Annotated in this window: 15 protein-coding genes; 9 read left to right on the top strand and 6 right to left on the bottom strand. The window is 70.4% G+C overall.

What is annotated here, in order from left to right; all coding sequences use genetic code 11:
- Positions 1-271: 271 nt before the first annotated feature.
- Positions 272-868 carry a cholesterol catabolism transcriptional regulator KstR gene (gene kstR / locus ACEL92_RS02955; RefSeq protein WP_374024166.1) on the top strand — a complete coding sequence of 199 codons (597 nt, stop codon included), beginning with the start codon at positions 272-274 and terminating at the stop codon, positions 866-868.
- Between the two features lie 12 nt (positions 869-880).
- Here the strand turns inward: kstR and ACEL92_RS02950 are convergent, their stop codons facing one another.
- A complete protein-coding gene (locus tag ACEL92_RS02950) occupies positions 881-1960 on the bottom strand; it encodes a LacI family DNA-binding transcriptional regulator (RefSeq protein WP_374024165.1) in 1080 nt (359 codons plus the stop codon).
- A gap of 129 nt (positions 1961-2089) precedes the next feature.
- On the opposite strand from ACEL92_RS02950, the gene ACEL92_RS02945 reads away from it, so the two are divergent.
- From ACEL92_RS02945 to ACEL92_RS02915, 7 genes are read left to right on the top strand one after another with little or no spacing between them, the layout of a single operon-like run.
- Positions 2090-3016 (top strand): metal ABC transporter solute-binding protein, Zn/Mn family, encoded by a 927-nt coding sequence (locus tag ACEL92_RS02945; RefSeq protein WP_374024164.1) that lies wholly within the window; start codon positions 2090-2092, stop codon positions 3014-3016.
- Complete coding sequence (locus tag ACEL92_RS02940) at positions 3013-3837, top strand: metal ABC transporter ATP-binding protein (RefSeq protein ID WP_374024163.1); 825 nt, start codon at positions 3013-3015, stop codon at positions 3835-3837. The genes ACEL92_RS02945 and ACEL92_RS02940 overlap by 4 nt, the downstream gene beginning before the upstream one ends.
- Positions 3834-4694, top strand: a complete 861-nt coding sequence (locus ACEL92_RS02935; RefSeq protein ID WP_374024162.1) for a metal ABC transporter permease — start codon at positions 3834-3836, stop codon at positions 4692-4694. The genes ACEL92_RS02940 and ACEL92_RS02935 overlap by 4 nt, the downstream gene beginning before the upstream one ends.
- A 36-nt stretch (positions 4695-4730) precedes the next feature.
- Entirely contained in the window at positions 4731-5444 is a 714-nt protein-coding gene (locus ACEL92_RS02930; RefSeq protein WP_374026060.1) for a sensor domain-containing protein, read from the top strand.
- Between the two features lie 60 nt (positions 5445-5504).
- On the top strand, positions 5505-6263 hold the full coding sequence (locus ACEL92_RS02925; protein WP_374024161.1) for a LamB/YcsF family protein: 759 nt from the start codon (positions 5505-5507) through the stop codon (positions 6261-6263).
- Positions 6263-7180: an MBL fold metallo-hydrolase gene (locus tag ACEL92_RS02920; protein ID WP_374024160.1), complete on the top strand. Its 918-nt coding sequence runs from the start codon at positions 6263-6265 to the stop codon at positions 7178-7180. Before ACEL92_RS02925 ends, ACEL92_RS02920 begins: the two co-directional genes overlap by 1 nt.
- 15 nt (positions 7181-7195) lie before the next feature.
- On the top strand, positions 7196-8437 hold the full coding sequence (locus ACEL92_RS02915) for an SLC13 family permease (RefSeq protein ID WP_374024159.1): 1242 nt from the start codon (positions 7196-7198) through the stop codon (positions 8435-8437).
- Here ACEL92_RS02915 and ACEL92_RS02910 read toward each other — a convergent pair.
- Positions 8434-8745 (bottom strand): DUF3303 domain-containing protein, encoded by a 312-nt coding sequence (locus ACEL92_RS02910; RefSeq protein WP_374024158.1) that lies wholly within the window; start codon positions 8743-8745, stop codon positions 8434-8436. The two genes, ACEL92_RS02915 and ACEL92_RS02910, sit on opposite strands and share 4 nt — an antisense overlap.
- Positions 8746-8834: 89 nt before the next feature.
- Positions 8835-11453, bottom strand: coding sequence for a LuxR C-terminal-related transcriptional regulator (locus ACEL92_RS02905; RefSeq protein ID WP_374024157.1), 2619 nt, complete (start codon positions 11451-11453; stop codon positions 8835-8837).
- 178 nt (positions 11454-11631) lie between these two features.
- On the opposite strand from ACEL92_RS02905, the gene ACEL92_RS02900 reads away from it, so the two are divergent.
- Positions 11632-13029, top strand: coding sequence for an FAD-dependent oxidoreductase (locus ACEL92_RS02900; protein ID WP_374024156.1), 1398 nt, complete (start codon positions 11632-11634; stop codon positions 13027-13029).
- A gap of 2 nt (positions 13030-13031) precedes the next feature.
- Here the strand turns inward: ACEL92_RS02900 and ACEL92_RS02895 are convergent, their stop codons facing one another.
- Genes ACEL92_RS02895 through cysS form a run of 3 tightly spaced genes read right to left on the bottom strand, consistent with a single transcriptional unit; the run spans position 13032 to position 16357 of the window.
- The gene (locus tag ACEL92_RS02895; RefSeq protein WP_374026059.1) at positions 13032-14009 is read right to left on the bottom strand and encodes a glycerophosphodiester phosphodiesterase; all 978 of its coding nucleotides are present in this window, start codon (positions 14007-14009) and stop codon (positions 13032-13034) included.
- Between the two features lie 5 nt (positions 14010-14014).
- On the bottom strand, positions 14015-14947 hold the full coding sequence (rlmB, locus tag ACEL92_RS02890) for a 23S rRNA (guanosine(2251)-2'-O)-methyltransferase RlmB (RefSeq protein ID WP_374024155.1): 933 nt from the start codon (positions 14945-14947) through the stop codon (positions 14015-14017).
- Positions 14948-16357: a cysteine--tRNA ligase gene (gene cysS / locus ACEL92_RS02885; protein ID WP_374024154.1), complete on the bottom strand. Its 1410-nt coding sequence runs from the start codon at positions 16355-16357 to the stop codon at positions 14948-14950. It lies immediately after the preceding gene.
- Positions 16358-16397 lie beyond the last annotated feature (40 nt).

The raw sequence follows: 16397 nt of genomic DNA, 5'->3' as shown, positions 1-16397 counted from the left end.
TCCTGCTCGGCTCGGGTCGCTGCGCAACCGGCCTCGTCACTGACTAGAACGTGTTCTAATAGTGCCAGCGATCGACCGTCAAGTCGAACGCCATCACAGCAGCACACACGGTTGTCCCGGCGGTACGGAGGTGGGAAATTCACACTCAGCATGCGTATCGTTTGCAAGCGAACCGCCAGGAACAGGAGCAACCCGCCATATGCCAGCCAGTGCCAACTCGAGGGCCAACGCGAGCCGCGCTTCAGACTCGCAGCCGCGCGAGGTGATGAACGTGGCTGTACTGGCGGAGTCCGAACTGGGCTCGGAAGCACAGCGGGAACGCCGCAAGCGCATCCTGGACGCCACCATGGCGATCGCGTCCAAGGGCGGCTACGAGGCGGTCCAGATGCGCGCCGTCGCGGACCGCGCCGACGTGGCGGTGGGCACGTTGTATCGGTACTTCCCGTCGAAAGTGCACCTGCTGGTGTCGGCGCTGGGCCGTGAGTTCAGCCGCATCGACGCCAAGACCGACCGGTCGTCGGTCGCCGGGGGCACGCCGTTTCAGCGGCTGAACTTCATGGTCAGCAAGCTCAACCGCGCGATGCAGCGCAATCCCCTGCTGACCGAGGCCATGACGCGCGCCTACGTGTTCGCCGACGCGTCGGCGGCCAGCGAGGTCGACCAGGTCGAGAAGCTCATCGACTCCATGTTCGCCCGCGCGATGGCCGACGGCGAACCCACCGAGGACCAGTACCACATCGCCCGGGTGATCTCGGATGTGTGGCTGTCCAACCTGCTCGCCTGGCTCACCCGGCGAGCCTCGGCCACCGACGTCAGCAAGCGGTTGGACCTGGCGGTGCGGTTGCTGATCGGCGACCAGGACTCGTAGTCGAAGACAGGACTAAGCCGGCGGACCGGCGGTGCGGCCGCGGATCAGCTCGGTCTCGAGCACCTCGACCACCGGCAAGCCCGACCGCGGCGGACGCAGCAACAACTCCCCCGCCCGGCGGCCCTTTTGCAGGCTTGGCTGCGCCACCGTGGTCAATCCCCGGCCGATCGCATCGGGCACGCCGTCGAAACCGGTGACAGTCATCTGACCGGGCACATAAATGCCATGTGCGCGAAGGTAATCCATGGCGGACAGGGCCAAGATGTCCGCCGTGCACATCAACGCGGTGATCCGGGGATTGGCCTCGAGGGCCACCTTGGCGGCGGTTCCGCCGGACTCCGGGAGGTGCTCGTAGCTCTCCACCACGGTCAGCGCATCGGGGTCCACTCCGGCGGCCGACATCGCCTCCCACACGCCGATGATGCGTTCGCGTTGGACGTCGAACGCCGGCGACCGCAGGCGCTCGGCGTCCACCAGTCCCTGCCGGCGGTCCCGGCCCAGCCGCATCGTCAGCAGCCCGATCTCGCGGTGCCCCAGCCCGAGCACGTAATCGGCCAGCTCCCGCATCGCGGCCCGATCGTCGATGCCCACCCGGGACACACCGGAGAGGCCCTTCGGCTGGTCGACGACCACGACCGGCAACCGTCGTTGCAGCACGACCTGTAGGTATGGGTCGTCGTCGCACACCGAATACACGACGAAGCCGTCCACACCGGCGCCGAGCACCGCGCCCGTCCCGTCCTGGATGCTGCGGCCCGGCCCGACGGCCACCAGTAACAGGCCCTGCCCAAGCTGTTCGCAGGACTGCGCGACTCCGGCGACGAAATCCCGCGCGGCCGGGTCGCTGAAGAAATAGGTCAGCGGCTCGGCCATCACCAGGCCGACCGCGCCGGCCTTGCGGGTGCGCAGGGAGCGCGCCACCGGGTCGGGACCCGCGTACCCCAGCCGCTTGGCGGTAGCGAGCACGCGTTCGCGGAGGTCGGCGGACAGTTGATCCGGCCTATTGAAGGCGTTCGAGATCGTGGTGCGCGAAACCTTCAGTTCGTCCGCCAACGATGCCAGAGTCGCACGCCGGCGCGGTGCGGGACCCACACTCGGTGACGCTACAGCGAATCCGCATGCGCGCCTAAGCGGCTTCCACCCGCGACTTTGTAATGGAAACGATTTTCATTAGTATCATGGGTCGGCCGACCGGCCGGCGAGAGGACATCGGACGTACGCATGGCGCTGACGCGGGGACGAATCGCGGTGACCGGCGAGCCGCGTTGGCTGCCCGCCGTGCTGGTCCTGCTGGCCGCCGTGACCGGCTGCGGCGCCCCGGCCCACCCGCGGGCGGCCGCCGTCGTGGCCTCCACCGGAGTCTGGGGCAGCGTGGCGGGCGCCGTCACCGGCAGCCACCTCGCGGTCGACTCCATCCTCACCAGGGCCGACGCCGACCCGCACTCCTATCAAGCCAGTCCCGCGGACGCCGCGGCCATCACCGACGCCACCCTGGTGGTGTACAACGGCGGCGGTTACGACCCCTGGGTGGACCAGGTGCTGGCCGGCCACCCCGGCGTGAAGGCGATCGGCGCCTATTCCTTCCACAAGGACTCGGCGGAGCAGCCGGCCAACGAGCACGTCTTCTACGACCTGGACGTCGCCAAATCGGTCGCCTTCGCCGTCGCGGACCGGGTCGCCGCCATCGACCCCGCCCACGCCGCCGACTACCGGGCCAACGCCGCCGGGTTCTGCCGCGGGGCCGACGCGATCGCCATCTCCGAACACGCCATCGCCACCGCCTTCCCCGGCACCCCGGTCATCGCGACCGAACCCGTCGGCTACTACCTGCTGGCGGCGTCCGGTCTGGTCAACCGCACCCCGGCCGCCTTCACCGCGGCCAACGAGAACGAGACGGACCCCTCGCCCGCCGACATGGCGTTCGTCCTCGACCTGATCGACCACCACCAGGTGTCCGCGGTGCTGGTCAACCCGCAGACGTCCACCCCCGCGATCAACGGCGTGCGGGACGCCGCGCGGCGCGCGGGCGTGCCGGTGACGGAAGTGAGCGAGACGCTGCCCGACGGCACGGATTACCTGACGTGGCAACGCAACACGGTCAACCAGCTGTTGGCCGCGCTCCGGTCGCGTCGGTCAGCGCAACCGTGAGCCTCGACGCGGTCCGCACCGTCGGCAGCCAACCGGACACCGTCTCGCTGCGCGGTGCGCGGCTGGCGTTCGGTGACCGGGTGCTGTGGGACCATCTCGACCTGTCGGTGTCGCCCGGCGAATTCGTCGCCGTCCTCGGCCCCAACGGCAGCGGCAAGACGTCGTTGCTGAAGGTGCTGCTGGGGCAGTTGCCGCTGTCCGCCGGCGTCGCGTTGGTGGCCGGACAGCCGACGGACTCCGGCAGCGGACGCATCGGCTACGTGCCGCAACACCGGCCGATGGACCACGACGTGATGCTTCGGGGACGCGACCTGGTTCGGCTGGGCGTCGACGGGCACCGCTGGGGCGGCATGCCGCGCAGGCCCGCCGGTCGCGCCCGCCGCCGGGCGTTGGTGGCCGAGGCCCTGCGACAGGTCAACGCCGGACATCTGGCGGACGTCCGCGTGGGCGTGATGTCCGGCGGCGAGCTGCAGCGGATCCGCGTCGCGCAGGCACTGGTCAGCGACCCCATGCTGCTGCTGTGCGACGAGCCGCTGCTGGCCCTGGACCCGGCGAACGCCAAGCTGGTCTCTGCGCTGATCGACCGCCGCCGCCGGGATGCCGCGACCGCCGTCATCGTCGTCACCCATGACCTCAACGCGATCCTGCCGTATGTGGACCGGCTGGTGTATCTGGTCGACGGACGATTCCGGATCGGCACCGTCGAGGAGGTGATGACCACCGAGACCCTCTCGACGCTCTACCAAGCCGACATCGCGGTGGTGAAGGTCAAAGACCGCTACGTGGTGGTCGGCGAACCGACCGACTGGGTCCCCCAGTGAACCACCGGCTCACCGGCGTGCTGGCCCACCTGCTCGACTTCGACGTCACCGCCCACCTACTGCGCCACGACTTCGTCCAGCAAGCCCTGCTCGCCGCCGCGCTGCTGGGCCTGGTGGCCGGCCTCATCGGGCCGTTCATCGTGATGCGGCAGATGTCGTTCGCCGTGCACGGCTCCAGCGAATTGTCTTTGACCGGAGCGGCTTTCGCGCTGCTGGTCGGCGTCGAGGTGGGGGTGGGCGCCTTGGTCGGCAGCGCTTTGGCGGCCGCGCTGTTCGGCGTGCTGGGCCGGCGGGCCCGCGAACGCGACTCGGTCATCGGTGTGGTGCTGGCCTTCGGGCTGGGCCTGGCGGTGCTGTTCATCTACCTTTACCCGGGCCGGACCGCGACCAGCTTCGCCTTGCTCACCGGGCAGATCGTCGGCGTCGGTTACAACGGGCTGGGCATGCTGGCGCTGGTGTGCCTGCTGGTCATGGCCGTCATCGCGGCGTGCTATCGCCCGCTGTTGTTCGCCACCGTCGACCCCGACGTCGCGGCGGCCCGCGGCGTGCCGGTTCGGGCGCTGGGCATCGTGTTCGCCGCGCTGGTCGGCGTGGTGGCCGCGCAGGCCGTGCAGATCGTCGGTGCCCTGCTGGTGATGTCCCTGCTGATCACGCCCGCGGCGGCGGCCGCCCGAGTGGTGGCCTCGCCGGCGGCGGCGATGGTGACCTCGGTCGCCTTCGCCGAGGTTGCCGCCGTCGGTGGCATCGTGCTGTCGCTGGCGCCTGGCGTGCCGGTGTCCGTCTTCGTTGCGGGAATTTCCTTCCTGATCTACCTGGTCTGCTGGTTGCTGGGCCGCCGACACGAGTTCGCCGCCTAAGCTGGTCGGCACAGACGGGCCCGCGTCCGAAAGGCTCTGGTGCGGAGGCAAATCGCGATCGTCCTGCAGGCGGCGGTGTGCGCCCTCACGGCCGGCTGCACCACCATCGTCGGCGGAAGCGCCGCGCCCGCGGACACTCGCGGCCCGCTGTCGCAGGCCCCGGTGGCCGGCACCGCCCTGGACGGGCTGCTGCTCGACGACAGGAAGATCAACGACATCCTGGGTGCGGGAATGCGGATCCGGTACCGCACGCAGGACATGTGGGACTCCAGCCAGACGTTCAGCGAGAAGAGCTGCCTGGCCATGGCCGGGCCCGCCCAGCGGGCCGTATATGCGGACACCGGCTGGACCGCGGTGCGCGGCGAGCGCCTCGACGACAGTTATGACAACCCGAACGTGCGCAACAACTCGGTCAACCAGGCCGTGATCGCCTACCCGACGGCCCGGCAGGCCAACGCCTTCTACGAAGCGTCGGTCCGCAGGTGGTCCGCCTGCGCCAACCGCCGATTCGTCGACCATCCCCCGGGGCAGCCCGAGACGGCGTGGTCGGTGGCCGATTCCCACAAGGTCGGCGGCACGCTCAGCACCTCCGAAGAGCAGGAAGGCAGCGAAGACGGCTGGCGATGCCAGCGCGCGTTGACCGCGCGCAACAACGTCGTCATCGACGTGGCCGCCTGCGGGTCCTTCCTGCCCGGCGCGGCCGCGGTAGACGTCGCCCAGCAGATCGCGGCCGCGATCGTCACCCGGTAGCGACGCCGAAGGCGACCGCCTCTGAACAACGGCGCCCGCCCCGCCCCATAAGCTGGGCGGGTGGCCCGCATCGACCTCAACGCCGACCTGGGCGAGAGCTTCGGTGTCTGGCGTCTGGGGGACGACGACGCCATGCTGCGGATCGTCACCAGCGCCAACGTGGCGTGCGGGTTTCACGCCGGGGACCCCGCCGTCCTGTTGCGGGTCTGCCGGTCGGCCGCCGAGCGCGGTGTCCGCATCGGGGCGCAGGTGAGCTATCGCGACCTGGCCGGGTTCGGCAGGCGCTTCATCGACGTCGCCGCCGAGGACCTGATCGCCGACGTGGTGTATCAGATTGGCGCGCTGCAGGCGATCGCCGGCGCGGCCGGCTCCGCGGTGTCCTACGTCAAACCCCATGGCGCGCTTTACAACACGATTGTGACCAACCGCGACCAGGCGGCCGCGGTCGCCGAGGCGGTGCGCATGGTGGACCCGGCGCTGCCGGTCCTGGGCATGGCGGGTTCGGCGTTCTTCGACGAGGCCTCACAACGCGGCCTGCGCACGGTGGCAGAGGCGTTCGCCGACCGCGCATACCGGGCGGACGGCCGGTTGGTCTCCCGCCGCGAGCCCGGCGCGGTGCTGGAAGACCCGGCGGCGATCGCCGACCGGGTGGTGGCCATGGTGACCTCCGGCCGGGTCAGCGCCATCGACGGCACACCGGTCACCGTCACCGCGGAATCGGTGTGCGTGCATGGCGATTCGCCCGGCGCGGTGCAGACCGCGACGGCCGTGCGCGACGGGCTCGCGGCCGCGGGTGTCGAGATCGGGGCGTTCGGCTGATGCGGCTCAAGCCCGGTCGACCCGACATCGCGCGGTACGCGGATCGGTTCGATGCGCCCCCCGCCGAAGCCGGGGCCCTGTCGGCGACGTGGATGGGCGTGGCGACGCTGTTGATCGACGACGGCTCGTCGGCGCTGCTGACCGACGGCTACTTCTCCCGGCCGAGCCTGGCGCGGGTGGCCGCCGGCAAGGTCGCGCCGTCGCCGGCCCACGTGGACGGCTGCCTGGCGCGGGCCAAGGTGTCAGCGCTGGAGGCGGTCGTCCCGGTGCACACCCACTTCGACCACGCGCTGGATTCCGCGCTCGTCGCCGACCGCACCGGCGCGCGACTGGTGGGCGGACGGTCGGCGGCCAATGTCGGGCGCGGCTACGGGCTGCCCGAGGACCGGCTCGTGATCACGGCCAGCGGCCAGCCGATCACGTTGGGCGCGTACGACGTGACGCTCGTGGAATCCCACCATTGCCCGCCGGACCGGTTTCCCGGCGCGATCGAGGCGCCGCTGAGCCCGCCGGTCAGGGCGTCCGCCTACCGCTGCGGGGAGTCCTGGTCGACGCTGATCCATCACCGGCCGACGGGCCGGCGGCTGCTGATCCAGGGCAGCGCCGGATTCGTCAAGGGCGCGCTGGCCGGACACCGCGCCGAGGCCGCCTACCTGTCCGTCGGGCAGTTGGGACTACAGCCGAGGTCATACCTGACCGACTACTGGACCGAGACCGTGCGCGCGGTGGGGGCACGCCGGGTGATCCTGATCCACTGGGACGATTTCTTCCGCCCGCTGTCAAAACCGCTGCGGGCCTTGCCCTACGCGGCGGATGACCTGGACCTCTCCATCCGCATCCTCAACGAGTTGGCCGCACAGGACGGTGTGGCGCTGCACCTGCCGACGGTATGGCGACGCGAAAACCCCTGGGCCTGAAACGGTTTCAATACATTGACGTTGACCCTTGCGCTGCTGCTGCTCGCTGCCGTCCTCGCCTTCGCCGTCGTGCGCCCGCGGGGCTTGCCGGAGGCGGTGGCTGCGGTTCCCGCGGCCCTCATCCTGATCGCCGTCGGTGCGATATCGGTGCGTCAGGCGGTCGAGGAGGTGGGCGGGCTTTCGGGCGTGGTCGGGTTCCTGGGCGCGGTGCTGGTGCTCGCCAAGCTGTGCGATGACGAGGGCCTGTTCGAGGCGGCGGGTGCGGCGATCACACGCGGGAGCGTCGGGTCGGGCGGCCTGCTGCTGCGGGTGTTCGTCATCGCCTCCTTGATCACCGCGGTGCTGAGCCTGGACACCGCGGTGGTGTTGCTGACCCCGGTGGTGCTGGCCGCCGTCCGCCGCCTGCGGACGCCGGTGCGGCCGTACGCCTACGCCACCGCGCACCTGGCCAACGGCGCCTCCCTACTGCTGCCGGTGTCCAATCTGACCAACCTGCTCGCCTTTCACACCGCCAACCTTTCGTTCGTCCGGTTCACCCTGCTGATGGCGTTGCCGTGGGTGGTCGCGGTGGTCACGTTGTACGCGGTATTCCGTCAGTTCTTCGCAGCTGACCTGCGTGAGCAGCCCCATCCGGAGCAGCCGGGGCCCGCGCCGCGGCCGCCGGTGCTCGTGCTGGTGGTCGTGGGGCTGACACTGGCCGGCTTCGCCGTGGCCCAGTCTGTCGGTGTGGACCCGGCCTGGGTGGCTCTCGCCGGCGCGGCGGTGCTGGCGGTGCGCAGTCTGAGCCGTCGGCATACCTCGGTGATCGACATCGCGCGGTCGGCCCACGTGTCGTTCCTGGTGTTCGTGCTCGCGCTGGGCGTGGTCGTGCGGGCGGTGATGGTCAACGGCATGGACAAGGCGATGTCGGCGGTGCTGCCGTCCGGTTCGACGTTGTCGGCGTTGCTGGCCATCGCCGCGGTGGCCGCCGTGCTGGCCAACGTCGTGAACAACCTGCCCGCCACCCTGGTACTGCTGCCACTGGTGGCGCCGAGCGGGCCGGTCGCCATTCTGGCCGTCCTACTCGGCGTCAACATCGGACCGAACCTGACCTACGTCGGTTCGCTGTCGAACCTGTTGTGGCGGCGGGTGCTTCGCCAGCACGACGTCGAGGCCGGCGTCGGCGAATACACCCGCCTCGGGGTGTGTACCGTGCCGGTGTCCCTGGTGCTCGCGGTGCTCGCATTGTGGGCGTCGGCGCGGGTGTTCGGCGCCTAGCCGATCGCCTCCCGGAATTCCACGCCCTGCTGCATCGCCTGCGCGGCTTCGGTGATGTCCACAACGGGATAGATCTGGTAATCCAGGACCGTGGCGAATTGGCTTGTGGTCTCGACCAAATCGGCCGGGTTGTCGGACTCCACCACCGCGAATCCGCCGCCGCCGTCGATGCGGCCGACGAACTGGTGATACGTCGTGGTCTGCGGCTGCGACCACTTCGAGTAGGCGGCCAAGCCCCGTCGCAGGCTTTCGTCGTTCTCGGCCGCCGTGCCGTTCAGGCGGTATGTCCAAGCCACTACGTACTTCATTGCGCTCTCCTTTTCTCGTCGGGATCGCAACCGTATGGCCGATTTCCGTGGGGCGCACGAGTAGTCGCCTACTCGAATGCCGCGGTGCCTCAGTCGGGCCCCGGCCTCGACCGGATGATCGACGCGAGCTCCTCGCGGGACTGGGCCCCCACCCGCTGACAGGCCCGGTAGACGTGGCCCTCCACGGTGCGCACCGACATCACCAGCTTCTCGGCGATCTGGCGGTTGGACAGACCGGCCACGACGAGTTCGATGACGTCGCGCTGGCGACCCGAGAGTTTGAGCCCCGCCGGAGTGCGCAACGCCGGCGTGCACAAACCGCCGCACTCCTCGGCCAGTTCGCCGGCCAACGCCGACGCATAAAGCCCGCGCTTGTGCTGCTGTCCTTCGATGAACGCCGCGGAGGCTTGCGCCGCCGCGTCGGCGGCCGCGGCCCGGTCACCGATCTCCCGGTAGGCCGCCGAAACCGCCAGGAGGCCCTCGCCGTTGCCGGCCCGCAGTGCTTCGGCGTGCGAAGCGATGGCATCGGCCAGCGGCAGCGCCAGCGCGTCGGCCAGGACGCGGGCCCGCGCGGCCGCAGAGGCGTCCCCCCACTGCGCCGCGGCCTGTATGCAGGCCAGTTCATGGGTCGGCTGGCCGCGGTCGCGGGCGACTCGCGCGGCCTCCCGCGCCGTCGCCACGGCCTCACCCAGGCGACCGCTTGCCGCCAGCGCCCACCCGTCGGCCAACGACAGGCCGGTATGCATGAACAGGTAGTCGGCCGGCACGCAGGACCGCGCGCCCGCGACCGCGTCGTTCGCCTCCGGCGCGTGCCCGAGCTTGCCGTGCGCCTCGGCGAGCGCGAAGTAGCTTGCCGGGCGCAAACCGCTTGTGGTGGCGTGTATTTGCGCCCCGGCAAGCGCTTCGTGCACCAGCCGCACCGCGTCGGCCACCGCCCCGCGGGCCAAGTCGGCGTTCCCGAGCAGCAGGGCCAGGTTCGCATACGCCAGGCCCGGGATGTCGCGCGCCGAGTCGGCCACCCCCTTGGCGAAACCGACGAATTCGTCGATGCGCCCCGTCAACCGGCAGGCCCGGCCGTACACCGCTCCGAACCAGAACCGCATGTGCGACGCCTCGAACGACGTCGTCGCGCGGCGCAGCGCCTGCTCGGCCACGGTTGCCAGGCAGTCGACCCGCCCCAACGCGCCCATGGCCATGATCAATGCCACCGACGCCATCATCGCGTGGAAGTCCGGCAGTTGGTCCGAATCCAATGCGGTCCTTGCCCTTTCGGCGGCCACCTCGCAGCGTGCGGCCACCGCATCCACGCACGCCTGCACCGCCAGTCGCTCGGCCAGCTGGACCGCTGTCTCGTCGACCGCGGCCAGGCCTTCGAGAATCGCCGCGGCGTCCGCCGGCCGACCGAGCATCCAGACCAGGTTGGCCGCGCGCAAGGTCGCCCAGTAGTGGCGATCCGCCGGATCGCTTTCGGTGATCGCGCGCAACGCCCCCTCGGCCTGCTCGCCGCGGCCCAGCAGCATCAGGTTCATCGCCCGCACCCCGGCCGCACCCGGCGCCCCGGCCTGCGCGGCGGCGCCGGCGAGCCGGTCGGCCAAGTCCAGGTCCAGCAGTGTCATCGCGTGCCGCGCCGATTCCAGATACAGCTCGGGTTGCGGCTGAAGGTCCGACTCGAGGCTCAGCAACGCGCGGCGCACCGTGGCCTGCATGTCGGCGTCACCGTCGCGCGCCAGCCTGGTCGCCAACCGGCCCCGCACCTTCGACAAATACATCTCGCCCGCTTCCGCGCGGCGCAGCTCACCGAACAGCGGGTGCGCGAGCCTGGCCATCAACCCGCTGGCGGTGCGTTCGACGTTCACCAGACCCATGGCTTCGGCCGCCACCAACTCCTCGCGAGACACCAAGTCGCACAACAAGTCAACGGGCAACGGCTCACACTGTGACAGCGTGTCGACCACCAGCGCCAGCGGTGGGGTCAGGCGATTAAGCTGGCGTCCCACCGCGTCGGACAAGCTGGCCGAGACCGCGACGTCGCCGTCCCACATCCACACCCCGGCCACCTGCCGCACCCGCCCGGCCGCCATCTGGTCGCTCAGCAGCTGCCGAAGAAACAGCGTGTTCCCACCGGTGAGCCGCCGGAACCGTTCCGCACAGCGCGCGTCGACCGGACCGCCGAGCGTGCGTTCGATCACCTCGCGCGTCGCGGAGGCCGAAAGCGGCTCCAAGTCGAGGCGATAGAGCAAACCGTCCTTCCACAGCGCCGTCACCGCATCGGGCTCTTCGCTGCCGGAGCGCACCGTGACCACCAGCCGGGCCCCACCGGACTGGGCCAGCTGGTGGATCACGAGCGCGGACAACCCATCGAGCAGGTGCGCGTCGTCGACGCCGACCACCACACGGCCGCGACGTTGTCGCGCCACAAACGACTCGATCACGCGTCGGACGTTGGTCAGCGGATCCGACATGCCCTCGCCGAGCAGGCCGATGAACGCCCCAAGGGGCAACGCCTGGGCCGACTGGGTGCCCACAATCCACTGGATGCGTTCGCCCGAGGCCCCGGCGCGCCGCAGTGCTTCGCGGGCCAACCGCGTTTTGCCCACCCCGGCGGCGCCCGCGATCAACACCCCGGAGTGCTGGCCAGCGCCGCTCAGGGCGCGGCGAATGGTTGCCAACTCGCTGTCGCGCCCAATCAGCAGGTCGCCGCTGATCACGCGGCGACTATAGCCGCGCGGCGGCACCGCGCGGGCCGGATTGCCACGGTTTGGCGTGCGCGTCCACCCGCCGGTGTCCAGCGCGCGGCCCCAACTTGCGTACCCGACTACGCTATCGGCCCCCACCGAGCGCTGTGAGCATGACTTTTGTCAGCCAACGGTGAGAAAGGCGGGGTGCATGTCCGACATGAAGGCCAAGACCGGCAGTCACGCGGTGGTGTTGGGGGCGAGCATGGCCGGTTTGCTGGCCGCGCGGTCGCTTTCCGACTTCTTCGACACGGTGACGGTCGTGGAACGTGACCCGCTCCCCGACGCTCACGCCGCTCGCCGGGGCGTGCCGCAGGGCCGGCACCTGCACGCCCTGCTGGCCCGGGGGGCCCAGGTGATCGAGGGGATGTTCCCCGGCGTACTCGACGAGATGGTTCGCGACGGCGCACACTACCTCGACGGTCACGATCTCTCCGAGCTCTACTACGACATCGGCGGCCATCTGCTGGCGCGGCGCGGCAGCGCCACCGGGCTGACCGCCTACACCGCGACCCGGCCCTTCCTCGAAGACCACGTCCGCGCCCGGCTGCGCGACATTCCCAACGTCACCCTGCTCGACGAACACGTCATTCTGGGCCCGGTGTCGACCCTGGACCGCCGCCGCGTCACGGGAGTCCGGGTGGTCAGCGGCCGCACCGGCGAGCCCACCACGTTGGCCGCCGACTTGGTCGTCGATGCCACCGGACGTGCCGCCCGGACCCCGGCCTGGCTGGACCACCTGGGGTACGACCGCCCGCAGGAGGATCGCGTCGACGTCCAGCTGACCTACGCGAGCCAGGTGCTGCGCATGACGTCGGAGGCGCCGCGGGAGCTGGGCTTTCTCACCGGAATCGTGCCGGGCAGGCCGAGGGCCTGCGGCGCGCTGCACTGCGAGAACGACACCTGGCTGTTCACCGTGATCGGGGTCGCCGGGCACGAGCCCGCGGCGCTCGACCTCGCCGTGATGTGTGATTTCGTCGCGGACTGCGCGCCTGCGCATCTGCTTGCCGCGGTGCGAGCCGCCGAACCCATCGGGGAACCGGTGCGCCACCGGATGCCGTGCAGTCGCTGGCGCCGCTACGACAAGCTGCGCCGCTTCCCCGAGGGCCTGCTGGTCATCGGCGACGCGATCTGCAGCTTCAACCCGGTCTACGGCCAGGGCATGACCGTTGCCGCGCTCGAGGCGTCGGCGCTGCACGACTGCTTGTCGGCGGGCACCGACGATTTGGCACGACGCTTCTTCCGCGCCGCGGCGGCACCGATCCGCCAGGCCTGGCAGCTGTCGACCAATCCCGACCTTGCACTGCCCGAAATCCACGGCACCCCACCGCTGGTCGCGCGGCTGTTCAACAAGTACGTCGATCGGGTGCTGACCGCGGCCGAAACCGACACCGCCGCGCTGAACCAGTTCATCAGGGTGACCTCGTTGGTCGACCCCGCGACGCGGCTGTTGCGCCCGAACATGATCTGGCGCGCCGCCCGCGCGCGCCGATCCGACATCGATGCCCGGGTCGCGCCCGCCGCCACTCTGGTGGACGCGGTGCCCTGACGCTAAGTCCGGTGGTAGGCGGGCGGCAGCGGCATCCCGAGTTCGGCCAGCACACCGCGCAACAACGTCGGGTAGTCGGTGATGAGCCCGTCGGCCCCGTCGGCGATCAGCTCCCGCATGGCCGCCGCATCGTCGACGGTCCACGGGATCACCTGCAGCCCAAGGGCGTGCGCGCGATCGACGTACGGTTCGCCGGTGACCAGCTGGTAGGCGGGCGAGACGATGTCCGCGCCCGCCAGCTTCGCCCCGATCACCGGATCACCGATGGCGACGGGGTCCTCACCGGCCAGCCACGGCGAACCGGGCGCCCAGGTCTCCTCGTTGTACAAGGCCACCAACGGGATTGACGGTTCGGCTTGGCGAACCAACGGCAGGGTCCGCCAGTCGAAGCTCTCGATCTCAACCTGGCCGACCTTGCCGGCCGACCTGACGGCCGCAAGTATCACGTCGACGAACTGTTGGGGTTCCGCCGAAGTGCCGGGGCGGTCGGCCGCCACCTTCGTCTCGATGTTGTAGCGCACGGCGGCTCGATAGGAATCGGCGAGCGTAAACACTTCCGGGAGGACGGCTATCTTGTTGCCGCGCACCACCTCGGCGTCGGGAAACTCGGCCAGCCGCCGACCGCAGTCCAGGGTGCGGATCTGTGCCAGGGTGAGCTGGCGCACCAGCTTTCCCACGTAGGGGTACTGCGGATCGCCGGCGAAGGCGGGGCCGGTGTCGGCGCACTTCTCGGCGTCGATCGTCGGATCATGCCACACCAGCGGTTGGTCGTCCCTGGTGATGTTGATGTCGAGTTCGAGTGTGCTGACGCCCAATTCGAGCGATTTCGCGAAGGCCCGCAACGATTCCTCGGTGGTCTCCCCGCGTCCGCCGCGGTGTGCCTGCAGGTCGAACGCCTGCGCCTGGGCGGCCGCGCCGGGCGACGCCAGGACAACGACCGCGGCCAGCGCAGCACCCAGGAGCGCGGGCCAGCGGCGCACCGCGGTCAAACCCGGCGCTGCCGGGCGATCTCGGCGAGCACCACCCCGGCGGCCACCGAGGCGTTCAGCGATTCGGCGTGCCCGGCCATCGGGATCGACACCACCTCGTCGCAGTTCTGCCGAACCAGCCGCGACAGGCCCTTGCCTTCGGAGCCGACGACCACCACCAGCGGGTCGGCGCCGTCCAGGTCGTCGACCACGGTGTCGCCGTCGGCGTCCAGGCCGATCACGCGGATCCCGCGGTCGGCCCAATCCTTGAGCGTTCTATTGAGATTGGTTGCCCGCGCGACCGGGATGCGGGCCGCCGCGCCCGCGCTGGTGCGCCAGGCCACGGCCGTCACCGACGCCGAACGCCGCTGCGGGATCAGCACACCGTGGCCGCCGAAGGCCGCGACGGAACGCACGATCGCGCCCAGGTTGCGCGGATCGGAGATGTTGTCCAACGCGACCAGCAGCGCGGGCGGGGAGTTCATGGCGGTTGCCAGCAGGTCGTCGGGGTGGGCGTAGTTGTACGGCGGGACCTGCAACGCGATGCCCTGATGCAGGTGGTTGCTGGTCATCCGATCCAAGTCGGCACGCGGCACCTCGAGGATCGAGATGCCCGAATCCGCGGCGCGCGCAACGGATTCGGTGACCCGCTCGTCGGCGTCGACGCCCAGCGCCACGTAGAGCGCCGTCGCCGGGACACCGGCGCGCAGGCACTCCAGCACCGGATTGCGGCCGAGCACCGTTTCCGTCTCGTCGGTGGGCCGCTTGGCGGGACGCCGCGGGGGCGACTGGGCGCGCTTGGCGGCGGGATGGTTGGGTCGCAGGTGCGCCGGGGGCGTGGGACCGCGGCCCTCCAGTGCCCGCCGGCGCTGACCGCCCGAGCCCACGGTGGGCCCCTTCTTGGTGCCCGCCTTGCGTATTGCGCCGCGGCGGCGCGAATTGCCGGCCATCTATGGGGTCTGACCGGCCTGCAGTGACCATTGCGGCCCGTCGGCGGTGTCGGTGACCTCGATGCCGGCGAGCTTCAACCGATCCCGGATCTCGTCGGCGAGCGCCCAATTGCGTTGCTGGCGGGCCTTTTCCCGGTTTTCCAGTTCGGCCCGCACCAGTACCTCCACTGCCGCGAGCGCGGCCGACGTCTCGTCGCGGGTTTCCCAGCGCTCGTGGAGCGGGTCGCAGCCCAGGATGCCCATCATGGCGCGGATCGACCGGGCGTGTTGCAGGGCGCCTTCGTGGTCACCGGAGTCGAGGGCCCGGTTGCCCTCCGCCCGGGCGTGGTGCACCTCGGCCAGCGCGGCCGGGACCGCCAAATCGTCGTCGAGCGCCTCGGCGAACCGCGAAGTCCACTCGCCCGGCTCGACGCCGCCCACGCGAACGCGGACACGGTGCAGGAATTCCTCCACGCCCACATAGGCTTTCACCGCATCCTGTAGGGCAGTGTCGGAGAATTCCAGCATCGAGCGGTAGTGCGCGCTGCCCAGGTAGTAGCGCAGCTCCGCCGGACGCACGCGTTGGAGCAGGGCCGGGATGGCCAGCACGTTGCCCAGCGACTTGCTCATCTTCTCGCCGCCCATGGTGACCCAGCCGTTGTGCAGCCAGTAGCGGGCGAATCCGTCGCCGGCCGCGCGGCTCTGCGCGATCTCGTTCTCGTGGTGCGGGAAGATCAAATCCATCCCGCCGCAATGGATGTCGAATTCAGGCCCCAGATAGGTGCGAGCCATCGCGGAGCATTCCAGGTGCCAGCCCGGGCGCCCGCGGCCCCACGGCGACGGCCACGACGGCTCGCCGGGCTTCTCGCCCTTCCAGAGCGTGAAGTCACGCTGGTCGCGCTTTCCCGTCGCCACGCCCTCGCCCTGATGAACGTCGTCGACCTTGTGCCCCGACAACTGTCCGTATTCGGGATAGCTCAGCACGTCGAAGTAGACGTCGCCGCTCGCCGCGTACGCGTGGCCGGTTTCGATCAGGCGGTCCATTAATTCGACCATCTGGGTGATGTGCCCGGTCGCGCGCGGCTCGGCGGACGGCGGCAGGACGTCCAGGGCGTCGTAGGCGGCGCTGAACGCGCGCTCGTAGGTGGCCGCCCACTCCCACCACGGCCGGCCCGCCGCCGCGGCCTTGGCCAGGATTTTGTCCTCGATGTCGGTGACATTGCGGATGAAGGCGACGTCGCAGCCGCGCGCCATCAGCCATCGGCGCAGGATGTCGAAGGCAACGCCGCTGCGGACGTGGCCGATGTGCGGCAGGCCCTGGACCGTCGCGCCGCACAGGTAGATGGAGACGTGGCCCTCGCGCAGCGGGACGAAATCACGCACGGCACCGGCTGCCGTGTCGTGTAGCCGCAAGCGGGCGCGGTCGGTCACGACGTGCCAGCTTACCGGGTGGTTCCCGCCAGCCCGGCGC

It is taken from the genome of Mycobacterium hainanense, assembly GCF_041890355.1.
GTDB classification, from domain to species: Bacteria; Actinomycetota; Actinomycetes; order Mycobacteriales; family Mycobacteriaceae; genus Mycobacterium; species Mycobacterium hainanense.
This window is presented reverse-complemented; position numbering and strand designations above follow the sequence as displayed.

Coding starts and splice junctions, on each gene's coding strand:
- ACEL92_RS02945 (WP_374024164.1), top strand. CDS start 2,090: ATGGCGCTGACGCGGGGACGAATCGCGGTGACCGGCGAGCCGCGTTGG.
- ACEL92_RS02920 (WP_374024160.1), top strand. CDS start 6,263: ATGCGGCTCAAGCCCGGTCGACCCGACATCGCGCGGTACGCGGATCGG.
- ACEL92_RS02910 (WP_374024158.1), bottom strand. CDS start 8,745: ATGAAGTACGTAGTGGCTTGGACATACCGCCTGAACGGCACGGCGGCC.
- ACEL92_RS02900 (WP_374024156.1), top strand. CDS start 11,632: ATGTCCGACATGAAGGCCAAGACCGGCAGTCACGCGGTGGTGTTGGGG.
- rlmB (WP_374024155.1), bottom strand. CDS start 14,947: ATGGCCGGCAATTCGCGCCGCCGCGGCGCAATACGCAAGGCGGGCACC.